Consider the following 22,228-nt stretch of genomic DNA (forward strand, 5'->3'; position numbering starts at 1 on the left):
TGAGGTCCTAAAAGTAACTCCCATCTTCCCTCTTCCATCACCCAACTATTCACTCTTCACTTCACCCGGCATTTCCGTTTCAGACTCCGCTATTTCTTTTTTGGAGAATCTTGGCTGCAGGATTTTTGCAATCAAACCCGTCCATCCCGTTTGGTGGGAAGCTCCTACTCCTCTCCCATTATCGCCATGGAAATATTCGTAAAATAAAATATAGTCTTTGAAATCAGGATCGGTTTGAAACCTTTCATATTGGCCATTCACCGGGCGATTTCCGTTTTCATCCTTTAAAAAAATCTTTGATAACCTTTTGCTCAAAGAATCTGCAATTTGATCAAGGTTAGAATAATTTCCGCTTCCCGTAGGATATTCCACCATAAAATCCGGGCTGTAATAGAAGAAAAACCGTTGAAGACTTTCAATAATCAAAAAGTTAATAGGAAACCAGATCGGTCCGCGCCAATTGCTGTTTCCTCCGAAAAGACCACTATCGCTTTCTGCAGGCGTATATTTTACACAGTAATCCGTTCCGTTTAAGTTTAAGGTATAAGGATTATTTTCATATTCTTTGGACAAAGCCCGAACACCATAATCGCTTAAGAATTCTTCAGGATTCAGCATTCTTTTCAAAAGTCTCTTTAATCTGTGCCCGCGAAGCAATGACAGAAGGTGCTTGGAGTCCTGCCCTTTTACTTCCCATCTCGATACAAGTGAGGCCAGCTCAGGCTTATTTTCAAGAACCCATTTCATTCTTTTTTTGAAATTGGGCAACTTTTCGATCATCTCGTCATCAATGACCTCAACAGCAAACATCGGAATCAGTCCAACAATAGTCCGAAGCCTCAGATACATATGATCACCGTCGCTGGAAGCAATGGCATCGTAGAAAAATTCATCTTCCTGGTCCCAAAGACTGAACTCTTCATCACCCATATTATCCAGTGAATTGGCGATAGAAAGGAAATGCTCAAAAAACTTCATGGCCATTTCTTCATACACATTATTGTAAAGAGCAAGCTCAAGCGCAATTCTCATCATATTCAGCGCAAACATGGCCATCCAGCTTGTTCCGTCCGATTGTTCCAGCTGCTCACCATTCGGAAGCGTTGTATTTCGGTCAAAAACACCGATATTATCGAGCCCTAAAAAGCCTCCTTCAAAAATATTATTGCCGTTGCTGTCTTTTTTATTCACCCACCATGTAAAATTCATGAGCAGTTTTTGAAAAGCACTTTCCAGAAATTCAAGATCAGGCTTTCCATTGATATATTCATCAATTTTAAATACCCTGAAAACGGCCCAGCCATGAACCGGAGGATTCACATCGCTAAAGTTCCATTCATAGGCAGGAAGCTGTCCGTTGGGGTGCATATACCATTCAAACAGGAAAAGTTTCAGCTGATGTTTTGCAAAATCAGGATCGATTAATGAAAAACTGATCGTATGAAACGCCAGATCCCAGGTCGCATACCAAGGATATTCCCATTTATCGGGCATTGAAATGATATGTTCATTATTCAGATGCTTCCAGTCGTAATTCCTGATCTTCTCACGGGATTTAGGTGGTGGCATTTCTGCAGGATCACCTTTCAGCCATTTTTCTACGTTGTAATGATAAAACATTTTATTCCAGAGCATTCCTGCGAAAGCCTGCCGCTGAACCAGTTTTTCATCTTCCGTTTTTATTCCCTCCTGAATTTCAGCATAAAACTCATCTGCTTCTTTTTTTCTCAGTTCGAAAACCTTATCAAAATCAGCAAACGGTGTTTTTAAATCTTTATCGGTCAACCTGAATTCAAAAGTTTTGGATTCTCCGGCTTTCAGGATTTCATCAATGAAAAAAGAAGCTTTTGTTCCGCTACCTTTCGGATTGACCGCCTGAGAATTTCCGTTAATGACAAAATCATTGATCCCGTCTTTGCAGTATTTTGATTCATTTGCAGATTGATACAGTCTTTCAATATTCGTTTCGTTGTTACAGAACAATGTTTTTGAGGACTGCTTTGCGTAGATATTTTTAATGGTAAGATCTTTATGGCTAATCTCAATACGTTCCGCATCTTCGCTGTCCAGTTGCGGTTTGTAGTCGTCATATCCCCAATTCCACGTATTCCTGAACCAAACCGTTGGCAATATCACAATCGGAGCTTCTTTTTCAGATTTATTGATGACCGTAAGTTTTATCAAAATATCATGTTCGCTTTCTTTGGCATACTCAATGAACAGATCAAAGTATTCATTCTGATCAAAGATTCCGGTATCAATTAATTCATATTCCGCTTCATCCTTACTTCTTTCTGAATTGTTTTTTAAAAGATCTTCATACGGAAAAGCATTCTGTGGATATTTGTACAGCATTTTCATGTAAGAATGCGTAGGTGTGGAATCCAGATAGTAGAAATATTCCTTCACATCTTCCCCGTGATTTCCCTGTCCGTTGGTCAGGCCAAAGAAGCGTTCTTTCACCATTTTATCTTTCTTATTCCAGAATCCTATGGAAAAGACCAGCTTCTGGAGATCATCACAAATTCCACAAATCCCTTCCTCACCCCAACGGTAAGTTTTGGCTTCTGCCGTATCATGATTGGTGTAATTCCAGGCATCCCCGTTGGCGCTGTAATCTTCACGGACGAGCCCCCATTCGCGGTTGCTGACGTAGGGTCCCCATTTTTTCCATGCGAGATCTGAAAGTCTTTGTTTTTCGGACATGTGTTTTTTGGTGTATTAATGTATTGATGTAAAATGTATTAATGATATCAGATTTCAGATATGGGAGTCGTTATCAGTGGTGGCTTCGGGAGCCTCATCCACCGGGTATTTGTCGTTTGTTCAATACTTTCGGATTCACAGCTTTCAACTCTAATGCTCTCCACTCTAAAACTCTCAAACCCTAAAACTCTCAAACCCCAAAACTCGCTTACCCTCCTGTAGAAAAGCTCTCAAAAGTCGTCATCCCGCCATCTACAAAAATGCTGGTTCCGGTGATGTAGTCTGCAAGATCACTTGCGATAAAAGCGGCTAAGTTTCCGATATCCTGTGGCTGTCCTATTCTGTTGTATGGAATAAGGTTCAGTAATGAATTCAAGGCTTCCGGAGTACTCCATGCATCTTTATTGATCGGTGTTTGAATAGCACCGGGACAAATTGAATTGACACGGATCTTATTGGCTCCGTATTCCTGTGCAAGCGTCTGCATCAGCATTCTGACGGCGCCCTTGCTGGATGCATAATTGGCATGACCGGCCCACGGAATAATTTCGTGAACGGAACTAATATGGATGATTTTTCCACAGGCAATGGAACGGGAAGGATCTATACCTCTGCGCAGGAACTCTTTGATGGCTTCGCGGGCGCACAGAAACTGTCCGGTAAGATTCACACCTATCACCGCATTCCATTGATCGATGGTCATTTCTGTAAATTTTGCGTCTTTCTGAATTCCGGCATTATTGATAAGAATATCTACGGTCCCGAATTGTGAAACAGCATCCTGAAACATTTTAATGACCTGATCTTCTTTGGAAACATCACACTGGTATGTGATTCCTTTTCCACCGGCATCTGTAATTTCCTTTAAAACAGCTTTCGCCTCATCGGTTGATCTTTCTGAAGAATGATTGACGATTACTGTAGCACCGGCATCTGCCAGAGATTTTGCGATTCCTGAACCTATTCCGCTGGATGCTCCTGTAACGACAGCTACTTGATTGCGAAGTGATATTTCCATATTTTATGATTTGATGTTACTCAAAGTTATGGAAACAATTCACCAGGATGGAATTTTTAAATTTAAAATTTTCTTAAAGTTTTTTGTACATCAGATATTGCGGACCACTTCTTCCCATTCTGCTTTTACCATCATACGCATATCCTGTTTTCAGATAAAGATGATAGGCTGAAAGATTTTTCTGATTGACTGCAAGAACAATTTCATCACAGTCAGGAAAGGTTTTCTTCACAAACTCATCAACGATCTGCATGGCTTCTTTTCCAATCCCTCTTCCCTGTAAGGCTGGGTTTATGGATAAGGACCTCAACAATGCCGATTGAGTATTATCCGTCAGTTCGAATTTATCTTCTCCAAAATCCAGAACGAAAAATCCGGCAGGTTCGTTATCTTCAAAAACAGTAACGGAAAAAGACTTGGAATCATTTCTCTCACTGATCCTATTCAAAGCCTGTTCTACGGTTGACGTATACTGTTGCTGATTTTCATCCAGGGCATAATTAAGCGCGGAGAAATCTTCCTGTTTAAAAAGTTCTAATCTGACCATATTTTTTAATGATGATAAATATCCTGATACATCACACCCGCTCTGATCTCTACCGGAAGTTTGTTTTCTTCAGGAACAATCGGGCAGTTGTAATCGTAAGCGTTATAGGCGCAATAGGGTTGATAAGATTGGTTGAAATCCAGAACGATGGTGTTTCCTTTCGGTATCTTCAGATCCATATATTTTCCGCCTCCGTATGTGTCTTTTTCGTTCGTCGCATCACGGAAGGGAAGAAAAAGATGGTCTTTATATTTTTCCTGCTTGATCAGGTCGAGACTTTGATAAAGCGTCAGTGTATAAGGTTTTCCATCCAGCTCAAATGTTGCTTTTCCATATTCACGGTAAGACTTGGTTTTACCTGAAGAAGTAGGAAGGTCGAAAGGTTGTGGGTTTTCTGTTTTGGTGAATTGAGCAGTCACTCTGTATTTTAAATCAACCGGAAAGAAAGGATGTTCTTTAAAATGAGTAAAATTATCTCCGCGTAAAGGCGTTTCCTTCGGATTAAGGTATTCTGCATTAAGTTCTTTTTGAAATTTCTTAATCTCCAAAATCTCTTTTGAAACCTTTTTCTGGGCAAAAATAAACAGTGGGGACAGCAGAAATATGATTAGGTATTTTTTCATGAATGCTTCAAATTATAAGTAAAACTATGAATTTTTCATGGCATGAAAAGTTAAAATTGTAATAAAAACACACAATCTGTTTTAAATAATACCTGTTCCATTTTCTTTAGCATATTTTTTGACCCACTGAGCACATGGACAGAAAGAAATTCATTAAAACAGGCATTCTCGCTGGAGCGGGTTTTTATTTTCTCAATACGGATCTGTTTAAGGCGATGCAGCCCAAAACCGGTCAGCAGGAAAAAGAAATCACCGATGCTCCCATCCTGATTATCGGAAGCGGATATGGAGGGGCTGTTTCTGCCCTGCGTCTTTGTGAAGCCGGAAAAAAAGTGGTAATACTGGAGATGGGTCTCAACTGGGAAAAATCCGGAATTCCATTTTCTAATATGCTAAAACCCGGAAAAAGTGCAGCGTGGCTGAAAAAGAAAACGATTGCTCCGTTTATGAATATTTTTTCTTTAACGCCTTTTACCGGAACGCTGGACCGAATGGATTTTGAACATATCAACATTTGGGTAGGAAGAGGTGTTGGCGGCGGTTCTCTGGTGAATGGCGGAATGGCCGTGACTCCCAAGGAAAGCTATTTTAAAGAAGTTTTTCCTGATCTGGATGCTAATAAATTTTACAGCACGTATTTTCCGTTAGTCCATAAAGAATTAAAAGTCAATGTCATTGGCGAACAATTTTTACAGGACTGTCCTTATTATAAATTTACCCGGGTTGGTGAGGCTGAAGCCCATAAAGCAGGCTTTAAAACGATTAGAGTTCCGAACGTCTACGATTTTCAATACATGGAGAAGGAATATAAAAATGAGGTTCCCCGCTCGGCTTTCAATACGGAAGTGATTTATGGAAATAATCATGGTAAAAACAGTCTGGATAAAACCTATCTCAAAAAAGCTTTGGAGACCGGAAACCTTGAAATTCTGGATCTTCACTGCGTAGACAATATCAAGCTTAATGATGATAAAACCTATACTTTAAATGTTCAGCAAACGGATACTTCTGGAACTGTCGTTGCAGATAAAGTATTCAACTGTAAAAAACTGATTCTCGCCGCAGGAACCATGGGAACTTTGAAACTGTTGTTAAAATCCAATGCTACCAATAATTTTCCTATTCATGAACAGATCGGAAAAAGCTGGGGCAACAATGGCAATTTCATGACCGGGAGAAACTGGGTAAAACCTCTGTCAGGGGGAACCGGTGCCAAACAATCAACGATTCCTGTGGGTGGTATTGATAACTGGGAAGATAAAGAACATCCGTTTTTCACAGAGATTGCACCGCTTCCGATGGGAATGGATGTGGCTACCGCATTATATCTGCTGATCAACCGGGTGGATAAAAAAGGGGAAGTTTCTTATGACAGTATCAACAAAAAGCTCAGTCTGAACTGGGATCAAAGCAATACTGCGAAAATGAAAGAGAATGCCGATTATTTCATCAAAAAGATGAACCGGGCGAATGGCGGGACCAGAAGTCACTTCCTGTTCAATAACGGATTCGGGGCAGATGTGTGCTATCATCCTCTGGGCGGTTGTGTATTGGGTAAAGCGACTAATGAGTATGGAAAATTAAAGGATCATGACAATCTGTATGTTTTGGATGGTTCTTTAATTCCGGGAACCATTGGGGTCAATCCGTTTGTCACCATTACGGCTATTGCAGAATACTGTATTGAAAATTTAATCCGACAGAATGAATTTGCCTAAGGCTGAGGCATGGATTTCACCTCATCCAGGTATTTCCTGATATCATTTTCCAGTTTCTGAGGATATTCGAAATGAAGTTTTTCAGCTAAAGCTGTCCCGAGTTCATGAACCAGATCCGCGAAAGCGTACAGTGCACGCCAGTTGTCCTCTATATCACTTGCTGAGAAAGTAGCTTCTACTTTTGTCCAGAGTTCCGCGGACAAATGTTTTTTGAAAAGGCGGCCGTGTTTATTGGTGGTTATATTGTTCCAGTCATGAGTGCTGGCGATATACCATTCGATGAGAGGAACCAGATAATCTGTCCTGATCACATCTTCGGACATGAATTTAGCATAAAAAAGATCTCCACGTTTAAGACATTTGGCCACATAAGTCGTATCCCACCAGAAATCATTCATCAGTTGTCCAAACTTTTGTTCTGTCGGCCGATGGATCATAATGGATTGATAGGTTGGCGGTTTCAAATCCTTAGTCAGGTTGTCTTTATCCACCAAAACTTTATACCCCACATCCCAATCCTCGGGAAGAGTTTCTGCCTGAACCTCTTTTATAAATTCTGATTTTTGATACAGTTTAAAATCAACCTTCACATGATCGGCATACAGCACCATTTTCATCGCGTGTTTCCCGTCAAAATAAGTCTCATCTTCTTCCACCATGGAAACAGGCTCACCAAAAAGAGAGATCCATTGCTTATCGGTCACATATTCCTGCAAATTTTCAAAGACCAGCTCTACATCAAGATCACTGAAATCATCTACAGGTGCATACGGATTCACAAGCGAACTGGTCAGCAGCACGGCACGGATGTCGGGATTATTTTCTGCCCAGCTGATGATCTGTTCCAATTTTTCTTCCCGCGCCTTCATGGTTTTCTGTTAATAAGATTCTGAGATTTTCACCCGATACACATCAAGCGAATTTCTTTTAATAGATTCCACAAAAAATCCGCCTTCTTCAGGAATCACTTCTTTCAGATCAAAGCTTTTGCAGTCTCTCGGCAACCCGGAAAACACCAAGGTAAACCAAAAATCCTGCATAAACGGTACAGCCGTCCAGTTGGGATAGATGGTAATGTTTTCAGCATGAATCAGCTTACTTTTATGATCAGACTGATTGTCCAAAAGATAAGTGGAATTCCAGATCCTGATGAGATTTCCTAAAAACGGTGATGCCGGAAAACAGCAGTGAACAATGACCTGCTTCTCCTCTTCTATTTTGGTTTGAAGGGATTCCAGCAGTTCTTTTGCGATAATGGGTTTTACGAGTATTTCTTCAACCTCCATAAATGATGAGTAATAGGTAATGAGTGGTTAGTGGTTAGTTGTGAATTTTGCTTCGCAAGTCAATTGTCAATGGTGAATTTTGGATTCTGAATTTCTAAACATGCAGTTAAGAATTCACTATTCACTTGCAAAGCAAAATTCACCATTCACTATTTAATATTCCAGTTCCAGTTTTTCTTTTGTATAATTTCTCACCTTTTCAGTAAGCTCGGCATTGTGGGCTAATTTTTGGCCGTAAGAAGGGACTATTTCCAGCAGTTTGTCTTTCCACTCGCCCTGCAGTTTTTCAGGGAAGCATTTTTCAAGAACGTTCAGCATGGCATACACCGCAGTGGAAGCACCCGGAGAAGCACCCAGCAATGAAGCGATAGTTCCGTTTTTATTCACAACCACCTCAGTTCCGAATTCCAGCTTTCCACCATCTTTTTCATCTTTTTTGATGATCTGTACTCTCTGTCCGGCTACTTTCAATTCCCAGTCTTCTTCGTTGGCATCTTTGATAAATTCTCTCAGATGCTGCATTCTCTGGGATTTTGTCATCGCTACCTGCTGGATAAGGTATTTCGTCAGAGGAAGATTATGCCACCAGGCACCAAATAATGATCTTAAATTTTTTGTATTAACGCTTTCCGGCAAATCCAGATAACTTCCTTCTTTCAGGAATTTTGTAGAAAATCCGGCAAAAGGTCCGAAAAGAAGTGCTTTTTTGCCATCAATAATTCTAAGGTCTAAGTGAGGAACTGACATTGGCGGCGCGTCTACAGTCGCCTGAGTATAAACTTTGGCGTGATGCTTTTCTACCAATTCCTGGTTATGACTTACCAGCCACTGCCCGGAAACAGGAAAACCTCCATAACCTTCACTTTCTTTGATATCTGAACTGTCCAAAAGAGGAAGCGCATAACCGCCGGCACCGATGAATACAAAATCAGCCACTACTTCCTGTTTGTGATTGTGGATTCTGTCTTTCACCTTCATCTCCCACTTGCCGTCTTCTCTCGGATCAACATCTTTGACTTCGTGGTACAGGAAAACCTCAACATTGGAATCTTCCAGCAAATGTCTTCCCATTTTTCTGGTTAATGTTCCGAAATTGACATCGGTCCCCATATCCATTTTGGTAGCCGCCATCACTTCAGACTGATTTCTTTTGCTCATCACCAATGGAAGCCATTCTCTGAGCTGCTCATGATCCATAGAATATTCCATTCCGGAAAACAGAACGGAGTCTGCCATTTTCTCATGACGCTTTCTAAGATATTCAGCATCTTTTTCACCGAACACAAGACTCATATGCGGACATGAATTGATAAAATCTTTAGGATCCTGAACATATCCTTTGGTTACCAGATACGCCCAGAACTGTTTTGACATTTCAAACTGTTCTGCGATGCTTTCCGCTTTGGTAATATCAACGGTTCCGTCTGGTTTTTCAGGAGTATAATTGAGTTCACAAAAAGCCGAATGCCCCGTCCCGGCATTGTTCCAGGCTGCTGTACTTTCTTTCGCAAACCTTCCAAGTCTTTCGAATATGGCGATTTCCAGATTGGGATCAAATTCGTGAAGCAGTGTTGCTAAAGTGGCGCTCATAATTCCGCCGCCTATCAGTACAACATCATATTTTGGTTTCGGTGTTCTGCTTGTAAGCGAGTGTGGCATAATTCTAAAATTTACATCAAATTTCGGGAAAAGTTTTATAAGTATGGATGGGTTTAACGATTTTAACACGTTAATTTTTGGTACCTAAACGTTTTCATTTCCTACCAGAAGAGAGCACTACAACTAAAAAATATAGTACCTAGTGATTTTCAACAATCTGATTTCCTCTTCTGTTATTATAATAAAACACACAACAATTCCACAAGCATAGATTCATTAAAAAAAAGAATGGTTCATTAAAAAAAAGAATAAAAAATAAACAAACACAAAAAACAGTTGAAAAATTAAAATAAAACAAAACAATAAAAATTAATCAAAAAACATCATGAATAAAGATAAATTATTTAAAAAAAATATAGTTGAATAATTAAAAACGAAAAAATGAAAACTTTAAAATTATTGTATTTTTTTTACTATAATTTTGTATAAAACACAAGAAGTAATGAAAATTATTTATTTTACATGGCTATTTATCGTGACTAACCTATTAGCACAAAAGACAAGTGTGGGTCTAGGTACGCCTCAACCTGATGCTTCTGCAATCCTTGATATCAATTCATCAAATAAGGGATTGATGCTTCCTGTAGTTTCTCTTACATCGTCTTCAGATGTAACAACGATTCCCAATCCTAAAACAGGTTTTGTAGTCTATAACAAGAATGAAGCTGGGACAGGAAATACTATCGTTAAAAAAGGACTTTATGTGTTTAATGGAGCCAACGGTATTCTATGGGAAAAGATATGGACGAAAAATGATATCAAAACGGAAACCCCTAATATTCCATTTATTAATGCCGTTTTTGCAGCAAGTAAAATAGCTATTTCAAGCACTATTACTGCGGGAAGCACTCAAAACCTTACCTTCAATATTCTACATAGGAACAATCCTCTGGGAGCAGTGGGGACTGTAGGCACTTATACCGGGTATACTATACAGCAGAACGGAAGGTATGTAATCACATATGCAACTGAAGTCCGGACTGCAACTACCGCAGCTGGTGATACAATTTTCAGGATCCTTAAGAATGGTATTGTTGTTAATACCTCGGCCAATACAAGACTGAATCTGTTTAGTGGTGCATCCAATAGCTATTCTACAGATCTTAGTCTTGGAGATGTGATTAGCTTTCAAATAACAGTAACCGGATCCGATTACCAGATAGTCAATCCCAATGTATCTATCCATAAAATATCAAACGTAATTAATTAAAGCCATGCATAAAATTGTCTTCATTTTAACCTTTATAGTTTATATCTGTCAGGCGCAGGTAGTCATAGGCTCGGGTAATGTAACACCGGGTGCCATGCTGAAGCTGGACAGCCATGTAAAAGGTTTACGAATTCCGGTATTATCCATTACAAATAAAACCAGTACTGTTACCCCTGTTCTTTCCCCGGCTAACGGCCTTATTTTTTATAATACCAACACTGATATTGCCAATAATATAGGAGAAACACTAGCCTATTGGAGTACTGACAATCAATATCATTTTCACGGTACCCAAAATATCACTAAACAAATAATCTATGAAGCCCGAATCCCCGTCCTTATTTTCAGTGCAAAAATAGGCAGTAGACCTGCTTCTACCAGTAGTTTTACACAGGTGTCTGTTACTGCTTCAGAGATATTAGAAGATACATACTACGGCTGGAACAGTAATAAATATACTATTTCAACAGCTGGTGTATATACTGTAGAATTTACAGCAGAGATCAGCCATCCAACAGGAACAGGAGTAATATTGTCGAGGAGCACTATCTCAGTTAGCGGACAGGGGCCATCTTCTGTAATTACTAGTGCAAGCCCGTTTATTATTTCCTTAAAAAAAGGATTTTCTCCAGCTACTTTAACCTTCAACGCTTTGGCCAACACTAATATAGTGTTCCGTTATTCTCTTGACATGCCCAATTACCAGTTAGAATCCGGAACCATCAGTATTTACAAACATTAAAAAATAATCTTTTACAATGAAAGCCAACATAACCTTTTTCTTTCTCCTATCTATATTTTCACAGATGAAGACTCAGGTCGGAATAGGAACCTCTTCTCCGGATCCCGGAACAGTATTAGATCTGGTATCCACCAATACAGGACTGCTGATTCCTCGTGTAAGCCTTCAGGAAACTACCGATATGTCTACCGTTCCTGTTTCGGCTGATGATGAGGGCATCATAGTCTATAATATCAATGATGCGGGCACAGTACCCAAAAATGTGACTAAAAACACATTCTATATTTGGGTACAAAATGAATGGCAAGCCATCGGGGAGGTACCAGAAATACGAAATGAAATAACAGCCAATAATACGACACTACAAGTTTTTTCAGGTCAGCTATCTTCAGAGGTTAATTTTACAACTACTAATACTTACAGTCCCTGGACTCCAATAAGCTACTCTACCGAGTATTACGATGGATCTAATATCCACTCTGCAGGCATTTTTACCATTCCTGAAACGGGACTTTATTCTTTTTCATTAAGTGCCTATGTAAGTACTAATTTAAGACGGGCAGCAGGAATACGCATTATGAATATAACCAATAATACTGAACTCGTAACATCTTATTTATCTACCAATCGCGACCCTAACTCTCTAAACCCACTATTGAATGTTCCCCTATACTGGACGGGGCAGCTTACAGCGGGCACCCAATTACAAATTCAGCTTAGAACTTTTTTAACTACTAATCCTTTCAATCAGAAACCACTCTTTACCAGTTATATTTTAATTAATAAACATCTTTAAGAATTCGAGATGAGTATTGTTCAATACATTTTCAAAACCAAACACAAGGCGCTGTATCAAAAAATATTAGATAAAAAATAAAAAACTTATCCTGAAAACCTATACTAACTTTTATATCTTAGCTTATAATTTGCCTATACCACCCATATTTTAACCATTCACCTTTACAGGGTTTAATGAATAATCAATTTTGGGGATATTTGCTTAATACGTAATGATATGTTTGAAAAGAAAGTGTACCTGCAACGACGTGCTGCCTTACAATCGAAATTAAATTCCGGGATATTGCTCTTTTTGGGTAATGAAGACAGCCCAATGAATTTTAAAGATAATATTTATCATTTCAGGCAGGACAGTACTTTTTTGTATTATTTTGGAATCAATGAACCTTCACTGGCGGCTATTATCGATCTTGATGAAGATGAAACCATTCTCTTCGGAAATGAAATGAGTATTGATGATATTGTATGGATGGGCAGACAGAAAACGTTAGCCGAAAAAAGTGCTGATTCCGGTTTGTCAAAAATTCTTCCGTTGGATCAGCTCGATAACTATCTCAAAAAATATCAGGAGAAAAATCGTTCGGTTCATTTTTTACCGCCTTATCGCCCGGAAAATATAATTAAACTGACGAATTGGTTTAACATTCCTACAGATCAAATAAAAGAACGCTCATCATTAAGCTTCATAAAAGCCGTTGTAGCACAGCGTTCTGTCAAATCAACTGAAGAAATTGCAGAATTAGACCGTGCAGCAGCAATCTCGGCGGATATTCATTTAATGGTCATGCAACAAGCAAAACCAGGAATGTACGAGCGTGAACTTGCCGCTAAAATACAAAGTGAAGCACTCGCTTCAGGAGGGAATCTGGCTTATCCGGTGATCTTAACCGTTCAGGGTGAAATTCTCCACAATCATTATTATGGCAATCAGCTTAAGGAAGGACAATTGGTTTTAAATGATTCCGGAGTGGAAACCGCTTTAGGATATGCCGGCGATCTTACCCGTACTTTTCCTGTAGGCAAAACATTCAGTGCTGAGCAAAAAGATGTATATGATATTGTACTGAATGCTTATAATCATGCTAAAGATTTATTAGCACCCGGCGTAAGGTATCTGGATGTGCATCTGGCTTCGTGCAAAATTCTGGCACAGGGATTAAAAGACATCGGTCTGATGAAAGGAAATATTGATGATGCCGTACAGGCTGGCGCTCACGCTATGTTTTTCCAATGTGGTACAGGTCATATGATGGGTCTGGATGTGCATGATATGGAAGATTTAGGGGAACAATATGTAGGTTATACCGATGATCTCGTTAAAAATACAACCCAGTTTGGTCTTAAATCTTTAAGGCTGGGCAAAGCACTCGAAGAAGGTTATGTACTAACCGTTGAGCCGGGAATTTACATCATTCCTGAACTCATCGACCGTTGGAAAGCTTCCAATCAGTTTGCTGAATACATCAATTATGATCAACTGGAAACATTCAGAAACTTCAGCGGTATCAGAGTGGAAGATGATTTTCTGATTACGGATAGCGGAAGCAGAATGCTGGGTAAACATTTGGCCTTAACTACCGAAGAAATTGAAGCGATCCGAAGTGAAACTTATTAAAATGATCCTTATCAAGATTTTAAACCTAGAAAAGAATAAAAAAACCTTCATTTACTCTTGAGTAAATGAAGGTTTTTTTATTTGTAATTTGTCTATTCAACCAGACTAATTCAGTTTTGCTGTTAATTTTTTAAACTGCTTTTCCGCATTCTTTCCTTCATAAAGGATAGCATAAACGGTATCAATGATCGGAAGTTTCAGATGTTTCTGCTTAGCTGTTTTATAGATAGAATCTGCGGCATAATACCCTTCTGCTACCATGTTCATGGACTGGATTGCCGATTTTACGGTATACCCTTTTCCGATAAGGTTTCCTAAGCTTCGGTTTCTGGAGAAAAGAGAATACGCCGTTACCAGAAGGTCACCCAGATAAGCACTTTCATTCACATCTCTTGGAGCTTCGTATACCGCTTCCAGGAAGATTTCCATTTCACGGATCGCATTGGAAACAAACACAGCAGTGAAGTTATCTCCATACCCAAGTCCGCTTGCTATTCCAGCCCCTATCGCGAAAATATTTTTAAGAATTGCGCTGTATTCATTTCCTAAAATATCTTTGCTGGAATGTACTTTGATAAAATCTGAACTGAAAATTCCTGTCAGTTTATCTGCTGTTTCATCCTCCACGGCAGCAACGGTAAGGTAAGAAAGTCTTTCCATAGCGACTTCTTCAGCGTGACATGGTCCTGCAATAACGGCCTGGTTTCTGAAACCAATTTTAAATTCATCTCTTAAATAATGTGCTACCACATCATTTACTTTAGGAATAATCCCTTTAATTGCAGAAACAAAAATTTTGTCTCCATATTCACAGGTCATTTTATCCATCGTATCCGACAGGTAAATGGATGGTGTGGCCAGTACGACAACATCGCAGGCGCTCACCAGCTCGTTGATATCTGTGGTAAGTTTTAGACTTTTAAGATTAAAATTAACGGCTGTAAGATAAGATGGGTTGTGTCCGCGGAGTTCAATAGCTCCTTTTACGAATTCACTTCTTACACACCAGTGGACCGTTTTACAGTTTTCAACCAGCATTTTTACGATAGCGGTTGCAAAACTTCCGCTGCCTACTACTCCTACAGAAACGTCGTTCTTATTCTTTTTTGGATGAGAAGATTCTGAAATTATTTTCTTTTTAGCCATAATTGGAATGTGAACTGCAAATATATTAAAACAAAGACGGAACAAGGAGTTTGGGGCTATGATAAAAGCCACTTTCTGAAAAAATTAACACTTCAACACAATTAAATATCTAATTAGACGTTAAATACAGAAAAAACTAAGTTTAATTTAAAAATATGCCTCAAATAGTATTTTTAATTAAATTTGCAGGCTTAAAACCGTTTTGTAATTTACTAAGAGAAGAAATATGAAGAAATTTCTAAACAGCAGGAAGAACGTGAATATTCTCCTTGGAGGACTTTTGCTAGTAGTTTTTGCACAGGCTGTCTTTATCGCTAGGTTATTTTCTAAGAAAGATGACAAGATGTATGAAGTAAACCTCGTCAAAATAAACACTGAAAAAGACAGTGTAGATTATTTAAAAATGAAAACTGATCTCACCATGGTAGATCAGACTGTGGCTGAGCTGAATTCGTTCCTGAAATCCAAAAACATCACAGATCAGAAACTGATGATCCTCGCCAAAGACAGTATCTCCAATTCTGTATATCTGGCAAAACAGGCCAACCGCTACAGCCAGTACTTAATGAATCTCCAAAAAAAGCTGATGGAAGTTCCCCTGGGAATGCCTACCGATGGATACATCTCCTCAAATTTCGGCATCAGAAAAAATCCAATTCCTTTTAAAACCGTATTTGCTTCTGTAAAGCCAAGTGCCGCAGAATCCAAACCTGTGGCTGCTGCCGCACCAAAACCGGAAGTAAAAGCTGAACCTGTTGAAAAAATTATTGAATTAACGGACAGCTACGGTAATAAAAGAGAAGTAAAAGTAATGGTAACCCCGAAAGCGGCACCTGCTGCTCCGGCACCATCTACAGCGGCTGCCTCCACGAAAGCTGTAGCAGGAAATACCGCACCAAAAGCACCGATGGAAAAAAACAATCCACCTGCTGAAGCAGATCAGATGCAGTTCCACAAAGGACTGGACATTGCAGTGGCTTACGGCTCAGACGTGAGAGCTGCCGCCGCAGGAACCGTTATTTTCTCAGGCCAGAAAGGCGGTTATGGAAACTGTGTCATTGTTTCTCACGGAAACGGACTGGCTACCCTTTACGGTCACCTTTCGCAACTGGTTTCAAAAGTAAATGAGAAAGTAAAAGTAGGACAGGTTATCGCCAAATCGGGCAACTCCGGACGTTCTACAGGCCCACACCTTCACTATGAAGTACACAAAAACAACACCCCAGTCAATCCGAAACTATTTATGAATTTATAAAAAATGGCTGTCTGTTAGACGGCCATTTTTTATGTCATACTATCAAAAAAAATCTGTGTATTCTAAGAAATCGTGGGAGATTCTATGGGGAAAATATTTTATAAGACATTTTTTTTAAACCATTAAGTCCTATTAAGCTTTTAAGAATATTAAGATGCGCTCCGCGTTAAGTAATGCTGGCTTAAAAATCTATTGATTTTTCTTAATGAACCTTAATTACTTCAATATTCTTAATGGTTCAAATTAAAATCGGTGTCTTTTGATAAGCCAGTGGGAATGAAAAAACACCCACAAAAGTCACAAAAGCTTTTGTGGTTAAAATAATTGAAGTGCATGGGGGCTTCGGGAGCCTCAGCCCCCAGAAATGTTTGTCATCAATGATCTTGTTATCGGAAAACATCCTGTATTATTAATAAAAAAACTGCTGTCGTTGGACAGCAGTTTTATATATTATTTCAGAATTGTAAGCGTTCCTTTCAGATGCGTAAATGATCCGTCCGGTTCTGCAATATTGGTATAAATGATATTCTTGTTATAATCCTGAATATGGGTAATGTTAGAACCCAGTTTTGGTTCGTGCCAGTACACCATAAAGACATTTTTTGCTACTTCTGTCGCCGTATATTGTACTGTATCTGTATTACCTTTTACATTTCCGGAAACGCCTGTGAAAGACATTTCTTTGTTGTTTTTGAAATCCAGAACGAATTTAAATGTTCCGAAATCAGCCTCCACTTTGTTGCCTATTGCCGGATAAGGTGACTTCAGGTCCCAGTTGATTTCTCCAAAGAAAACTTTCGCTCCCATTTCCAGTTCATCTTTTCCGTGAAGATCAGGATATTGTTTCACCATAAAATCTACAACACCTGAAGATGTTTTGTTTTCGGTGACTGCCTTTTTATAGTTGTCCAGATAGTTTTTAACGAAATCCAGAGACTGTGGAGACAAAGATAATTTTGCAAAATGGGAAGGAACAACCTGTTCAGGTTTTAATGCCTTCATCGCATCAATCTGTCCGATCCATTGATCAATTGCCTTTATATTCTGAGTATCCGCCATCCAGATATGGGAATCTACGGAAACAGAAATACCACCAGCCACTGTTTTTAGAGATGGAATCCAGACAAAACTGTGAGCCGGATCTTCAGCATTCTGTTTGATCTCAATTTTATTTCCTTCCAAATCAGGAATAGCATTGGCAGCTTCCGGAACAATGATCGCTGAGGGAGCATCTTCTTTCAGCTGTGGTTTCCATACTGCCATTTTTTCATCTTTTGAAGCAGAAATCAGGTACGCGGTTTGGGCAGTGGAAATGATTTTTACATTGGGAAATGCTTTTTTAATCACATCCAGTCCGAAATAAAAATCCGGGTCGCTGTGAGAAATAAAAACAGTTTTCAAATTTTTCCCTGTTGCTTTAATTTCCTTTACCAACTGTTCCGCATACTGCTTCTGAAACTGGGCATCGATAAGCACAGCATCTTTATCTCCGTAAATAATAGTGGAAGTAATAGGAAAAATGGCTTTGGAGCCGGGATTGTATACTTTGATCTTCAAATTTCCTGCAAACATCATACTTACCAATCCCAGCACTGCTGCCAGTGATAATAATTTCTTTTTTAACATTGTCTCTTTTTTTGTGAATTAGTAAGCTGCTGTAAAACGCTCGCGGATATGGTTGTTCTGTTCCAGTTCGTCTACCAATACGGCTGCTACATCTTCTACAGACAGACGGCTTCTTCCGTTTTCGTCAAAAACAGGTGTTTCCAGAGAAGTTCTGTATTTTCCGGTTCTTTCCCCTACATTCGCCTGGTTCATTTCAATAGCCGGGCTGAAGAACGTCCAGTCAAGGGTATTGTTTTCTTTGATCTTGTTTAAATAATCTCTCGCTGCTGTTGCACCCGGTTTGTAAGCTTCCGGGAAATCCGGAGTATCTACAATCTGTACATGATCCGGTGTATAAAGGCTTCCGGCCCCTCCTACGACGATCAGTCTTTTCACGCCTGACTGTTCTACTGCTTTTTCAATATTTACAGAACCGTTCAGGAAATCGTTATACAGATTCGGGTTGGTCCAACCTGCGTTGAATGCGCTGATTACGGCATCACTTCCTTTCAAAGCTTCTGCAAGCTCTTCTGTATTGTTTACATCTACGCTTTTTGCCGTTACGTTTTCTTTTGATTCTACTTTAGAAGCGTCTCTTACCAAAGCTTCTACTGCATATCCTCTTGATGTTAGCTCATTCACTACTTTTGTTCCAACAAAACCGGTCGCACCGATTACTGATACTTTTTTCATACTATTTTATTTTAAATTAATTGTAATAACTTTTGTTACATTTATGGATAAAAAATTTTTATTCGAACTGATCGCTGAATTCCTGCAATGACTTATCTCCTAAAAAGTTAATGACTAACTGATCTGTTTCTTCAAACAGTGTATTTAAATGAACGTTCACTTCTTTACCCACGCTGCATGCCGGATTGGGATTCAGATTCTTTTTCCCCAACACATCTGTATTTTTCACAGATTTATAAATCTCCGAAATACTGATCTGATCTGCATGTCTCGCAAGCTGAGTTCCTCCGTCTTTTCCCTGTCTGCTTATAATCAAACCTGCTTCTCTCAATACACTCAATTCCTTTCTTACAATCACCGGATTTACATTCACGCTGCCCGCAATCCATTCAGAAGTGAGCCACTCCTGAGGACTTTTCGCCAACAAGGTCATAATATGTATCGCCGTAGCAAATCTTGTATTGTTCATTTTAATTACAGGGCAAAGATAGACAAATTCTTAAATGTAACAAATTTTATTACAGTTAAATTTTTCTTAAAGAATTAATTTGTCCAGATCCAGCAGCAGATAATTGATATTTTGGTTAATGGTACGGGTTGCCGACTGCATCTGATTCAGCATCGCTGCCCGGTTATGAAGATCATCGGCTCTGTAAAAGCCTCCATCACTGAAAATCACAGACTGATCGGCTTCCGTTGTGCTGTCGTCGAACTGATAATGAAGCCATCTCTCCTTCATGCTGCTGATAATGGAATGTTTCTCTTTATTGGAAAACTTTTTCTCGGTATACATATACCAGATGAAAGGCGGAAAATTCGGAGACTCCAGTTTTTCTCTCCAGATATCTCTCAAAAGGTTTCTCTGGTGGATAAACTCTACTTTCTTCCCTTTCGGATTTAATGTGGCGAGACCGAAACCAGCTCCCACAACACCCCCGCTGATATCAATCGCGTTGCTCCATCCTCCATCTGACACAATACCGCCGGCAATAGATGCTGCAGCACCCGTTACAATGGAATAAAGAATCATTTTATTGTTTCTGGAATCATTGAGATTATCCACATAATTTCCGATCTGAGCTACCCTTTCTCCTTCACAGTCGAATTCTGCGGCTACGGCATCCAATTCGGTAAGCGCAATCGTGATTTTACTGTTGATCTTACTTTTAAGCTGTAAAACTTTGACCTGAGCGGCTATAGAAGAGTCTTTTTTCAGATCAATGATCTTATGAACTTCATCAAGGTTATCCAGGGCATTCAGGATGAGAATACTCTGATCGGAAAACGTGCCCTGAAGTTCTTTATTGGCCGCTAAAATAGAATCCGAATTATATGACGGAACTCTGTTGCTGTAGTTATATTGGAAAGGAGCTTTGCAGTAGCTGTCTTTCAGCGTAAGGATGTTCTGCCTGATGACCTGGTTCTTTTTTGAAACACAGGAAGTCAATACGCTGAATACGGCCAGAAGGTAAAAGAGTTTTTTCATTCAGTTTATATTTTTTCTTTGTGTGGTGTGGTAGCTGGATCATCGCAAAGGACACAAGTTTTTTAAACAAATTCGAATGCTTTAAGCCGCAAGGATTTTATCTTCGATAAAATTTAAATCTGCTTATTTTGTATAATATCTTTCAGACTTTCGTATCTGTTAAAAAATATAACAATCCTTCTTCTTTGAAATTGATCCATACGAATATAGTACAAATAAAAAAATTTACCTGAATTCAGGTAAATTTTTAAGCTATTTTTAAGCAGGATTATTTAATATCCAGCAATTCCACTTCGAAAACCAATGTAGAATTCGGTCCGATTTCTTTGCTGATCTGCTGATCTCCATAGGCTAAGTGCGGAGGAATGATTAATCTCCATTTGCTTCCAACAGACATGAGCTGAAGAGCTTCCGTCCATCCTTTAATTACTTTGTTCAAAGGGAAAGATGCCGGCGTTCCTCTTTTTACAGAGCTGTCGAAAATCTTCCCGGAAATAGTAGTTCCGTGGTAATGGCATTTTACGGTGGATTTAGGCCCCGGCTGTGCGCCGTCGCCTTCGGTAATGATTTCGTACTGTAAACCGCTTGGCAACTGTACAACACTTTCTCTTTTCCCGTACTCTTCCATGTATTCCTTACCGTCGTTAAGGTTCTTTTCTGCCTGTTCTTTTTTCTTTTTAAATAACATATCTGCTACTCCCATTGTTGATATTTTTTACAAAGATAGGGGTTTTTGAGAAGATGGAAGATAGAAGCCGGAGGATGGGAGTTATGGAGGTAGATGGCAGGGATAATGGTTAAGATGTTGTTTGTTGCTAGTTGCTGGTTGGCGGTTTAGAATATAATGAAGAAAAAAATTGAAAAAGTCTTTTGGTTAAAGGGTAAATCAGGAGTTCTTCCATCTTCAGTCTTCCATCTATTCTTCTAAATCACAGACTAGCAGTAACTTCCACCTTTTCTTCTTCCATATCCCGCCCCTATCTCCCTGACTGCCGCAAAATTCAAATAATTTTAACATTGGGTTAACGCAGATTCAGAAACTTGGCGTTATAATTGAATTTAAAAACTAAATGCCAGAACCACTAAAATATAATAAGAAATTTGACGAACTTACCGAAGAGGAAAAAAAGCTTTTCGAAATCAATAAAAAGACCATTGCTGATTTCGTTGAACAGTCTTCTTCCATAAGTGATGTTGACTACGCCACCAGAAATGCCCATGCCAAGACTTATGCCGCAGCTGATGGTACATTTTTTATCGATCAACACATTCCTGAAGAACTTCTTCCTTTTTTTGACGTTGAAAAATTTGATCTGACCATCAGACTTTCCAATGCCAATCTGAAAATCAAGAACTCAGAAAAAGATATTCCTGCTTACGGATTTGCGGTCAAAATAAAGGACGAAAAAGGCGGACTGATCGCGAATTTTCCTTTGGTTAATTTTCCTTTATTCCCCACCAATTCGGTTTCTCATTTCCTGAAACTGTTTACTGCGGTGAACCGGTTTTACATTAAAAAATGGAGCAGTTTCTTTTCACTGGCCACTCAGATGCTCAAAATGATTCCTTCTGTTTGTACATTGTCGTTTGCACGAAATATTTTAAAACTGCTGGGGAAAAGAAATGATTTTATTCTGTCATTTGATTATCATTCTGTAGGTGCTTATCGTCTTGGTGACTATATGATCAAGATCAAGCTGGTTCCGAAATCTGTGGATAAAAATTTTGGGAAAAAATTAAAGATGAAAGAGGCTTTGAAACATTATTTTCAGGACCACGATTATGCTGCCGATGTTCTTATCCAGTTTTGTTATAACCTAAAAGAACAACCCATCAACAGGCTGAATGTGGAATGGAAAAATTCACCCTATATTAAAATCGGGGAAGTGAAAATAAATAAAGGTCAGCTTCTGGATCCTCGTGATTGCACCACCGAGCTTCTTTCATTCAATCCGTTTGAAAGCAAGATCTTTTTCCAGCCTGTCGGAAAGATTCAGAAACTTCGTGATGAAGCGTATAAAGTATCTTTGCAGACGAGGAGGAAGATCAATAAGCTGCTGCACAAACATCAATGAATTTAAAGACGTAAATTCTCCCATTCTGATACCTATACAAAAAGAC

Annotated in this window: 20 protein-coding genes; 7 read left to right on the top strand and 13 right to left on the bottom strand. The window is 39.1% G+C overall.

The genetic code is table 11. The annotated features are described in order from the left end of the window. Positions 1–45: 45 nt before the first annotated feature. The 4 genes from IW22_RS13740 to IW22_RS13755 form a co-directional block, all read right to left on the bottom strand. On the bottom strand, positions 46–2,706 hold the full coding sequence (locus tag IW22_RS13740; RefSeq protein WP_034727316.1) for an MGH1-like glycoside hydrolase domain-containing protein: 2,661 nt from the start codon (positions 2,704–2,706) through the stop codon (positions 46–48). Positions 2,707–2,914: 208 nt separating this feature from the next. Then, positions 2,915–3,724 carry a glucose 1-dehydrogenase gene (locus tag IW22_RS13745; RefSeq protein WP_034727318.1) on the bottom strand — a complete coding sequence of 270 codons (810 nt, stop codon included), beginning with the start codon at positions 3,722–3,724 and terminating at the stop codon, positions 2,915–2,917. 73 nt (positions 3,725–3,797) lie between these two features. Then, positions 3,798–4,271: a GNAT family N-acetyltransferase gene (locus IW22_RS13750; RefSeq protein WP_034727320.1), complete on the bottom strand. Its 474-nt coding sequence runs from the start codon at positions 4,269–4,271 to the stop codon at positions 3,798–3,800. A gap of 5 nt (positions 4,272–4,276) precedes the next feature. Continuing rightward, entirely contained in the window at positions 4,277–4,894 is a 618-nt protein-coding gene (locus IW22_RS13755) for a DUF1684 domain-containing protein (RefSeq protein WP_034727322.1), read from the bottom strand. Positions 4,895–5,028: 134 nt separating this feature from the next. Between IW22_RS13755 and IW22_RS13760 the strand changes: the two genes are divergently transcribed. Continuing rightward, the gene (locus IW22_RS13760) at positions 5,029–6,612 is read left to right on the top strand and encodes a GMC family oxidoreductase N-terminal domain-containing protein (RefSeq protein WP_034727324.1); all 1,584 of its coding nucleotides are present in this window, start codon (positions 5,029–5,031) and stop codon (positions 6,610–6,612) included. On the opposite strand, the gene IW22_RS13765 is transcribed toward IW22_RS13760, so the two are convergent. From IW22_RS13765 to mqo, 3 genes are all read right to left on the bottom strand, one after another. Next, positions 6,609–7,481: an AadS family aminoglycoside 6-adenylyltransferase gene (locus tag IW22_RS13765; protein ID WP_034727326.1), complete on the bottom strand. Its 873-nt coding sequence runs from the start codon at positions 7,479–7,481 to the stop codon at positions 6,609–6,611. The two genes, IW22_RS13760 and IW22_RS13765, sit on opposite strands and share 4 nt — an antisense overlap. A 9-nt stretch (positions 7,482–7,490) precedes the next feature. After that, entirely contained in the window at positions 7,491–7,898 is a 408-nt protein-coding gene (locus IW22_RS13770; RefSeq protein ID WP_034727328.1) for a hypothetical protein, read from the bottom strand. A 153-nt stretch (positions 7,899–8,051) separates the two neighbouring features. After that, a complete protein-coding gene (gene mqo, locus IW22_RS13775; protein ID WP_034727331.1) occupies positions 8,052–9,557 on the bottom strand; it encodes a malate dehydrogenase (quinone) in 1,506 nt (501 codons plus the stop codon). 442 nt (positions 9,558–9,999) lie between these two features. Here mqo and IW22_RS13780 point away from each other — a divergent pair, with 442 nt between their 5' ends. From IW22_RS13780 to IW22_RS13795, 4 genes are all read left to right on the top strand, one after another. Next, entirely contained in the window at positions 10,000–10,767 is a 768-nt protein-coding gene (locus tag IW22_RS13780; protein ID WP_034727332.1) for a hypothetical protein, read from the top strand. A gap of 4 nt (positions 10,768–10,771) precedes the next feature. Continuing rightward, the gene (locus IW22_RS13785; RefSeq protein WP_034727334.1) at positions 10,772–11,509 is read left to right on the top strand and encodes a hypothetical protein; all 738 of its coding nucleotides are present in this window, start codon (positions 10,772–10,774) and stop codon (positions 11,507–11,509) included. 16 nt (positions 11,510–11,525) lie between these two features. Further along, positions 11,526–12,305 (top strand): hypothetical protein, encoded by a 780-nt coding sequence (locus tag IW22_RS13790; protein WP_131401732.1) that lies wholly within the window; start codon positions 11,526–11,528, stop codon positions 12,303–12,305. 219 nt (positions 12,306–12,524) lie between these two features. Continuing rightward, positions 12,525–13,922 carry an aminopeptidase P family protein gene (locus tag IW22_RS13795; RefSeq protein ID WP_034727337.1) on the top strand — a complete coding sequence of 466 codons (1,398 nt, stop codon included), beginning with the start codon at positions 12,525–12,527 and terminating at the stop codon, positions 13,920–13,922. A gap of 105 nt (positions 13,923–14,027) precedes the next feature. Here the strand turns inward: IW22_RS13795 and IW22_RS13800 are convergent, their stop codons facing one another. Beyond that, a complete protein-coding gene (locus tag IW22_RS13800) occupies positions 14,028–15,068 on the bottom strand; it encodes an NAD(P)H-dependent glycerol-3-phosphate dehydrogenase (protein ID WP_051891233.1) in 1,041 nt (346 codons plus the stop codon). A gap of 226 nt (positions 15,069–15,294) precedes the next feature. Here IW22_RS13800 and IW22_RS13805 point away from each other — a divergent pair, with 226 nt between their 5' ends. After that, complete coding sequence (locus IW22_RS13805; RefSeq protein ID WP_034727339.1) at positions 15,295–16,323, top strand: M23 family metallopeptidase; 1,029 nt, start codon at positions 15,295–15,297, stop codon at positions 16,321–16,323. 450 nt (positions 16,324–16,773) lie between these two features. On the opposite strand, the gene IW22_RS13810 is transcribed toward IW22_RS13805, so the two are convergent. The 5 genes from IW22_RS13810 to IW22_RS13830 all read right to left on the bottom strand — a co-directional run bounded on the left by IW22_RS13810 (position 16,774) and on the right by IW22_RS13830 (position 20,810). Further along, positions 16,774–17,949, bottom strand: a complete 1,176-nt coding sequence (locus tag IW22_RS13810) for an MBL fold metallo-hydrolase (protein WP_034727341.1) — start codon at positions 17,947–17,949, stop codon at positions 16,774–16,776. Between the two features lie 18 nt (positions 17,950–17,967). Further along, positions 17,968–18,621 (bottom strand): NAD(P)-dependent oxidoreductase, encoded by a 654-nt coding sequence (locus IW22_RS13815; RefSeq protein WP_034727342.1) that lies wholly within the window; start codon positions 18,619–18,621, stop codon positions 17,968–17,970. 58 nt (positions 18,622–18,679) lie between these two features. After that, positions 18,680–19,090, bottom strand: coding sequence for an Rrf2 family transcriptional regulator (locus tag IW22_RS13820; RefSeq protein WP_034727344.1), 411 nt, complete (start codon positions 19,088–19,090; stop codon positions 18,680–18,682). Positions 19,091–19,156: 66 nt separating this feature from the next. After that, positions 19,157–20,107 (bottom strand): hypothetical protein, encoded by a 951-nt coding sequence (locus IW22_RS13825; RefSeq protein ID WP_034727347.1) that lies wholly within the window; start codon positions 20,105–20,107, stop codon positions 19,157–19,159. Positions 20,108–20,375: 268 nt separating this feature from the next. Next, entirely contained in the window at positions 20,376–20,810 is a 435-nt protein-coding gene (locus tag IW22_RS13830; protein ID WP_051891234.1) for an FKBP-type peptidyl-prolyl cis-trans isomerase, read from the bottom strand. Positions 20,811–21,177: 367 nt separating this feature from the next. Here IW22_RS13830 and IW22_RS13835 point away from each other — a divergent pair, with 367 nt between their 5' ends. Further along, entirely contained in the window at positions 21,178–22,182 is a 1,005-nt protein-coding gene (locus IW22_RS13835) for a catalase (RefSeq protein ID WP_034727349.1), read from the top strand. The last annotated feature ends 46 nt before the right edge of the window (positions 22,183–22,228 follow it).

It is taken from the genome of Chryseobacterium sp. JM1 (genome assembly GCF_000737715.1).
GTDB lineage: Bacteria > Bacteroidota > Bacteroidia > Flavobacteriales > Weeksellaceae > Chryseobacterium.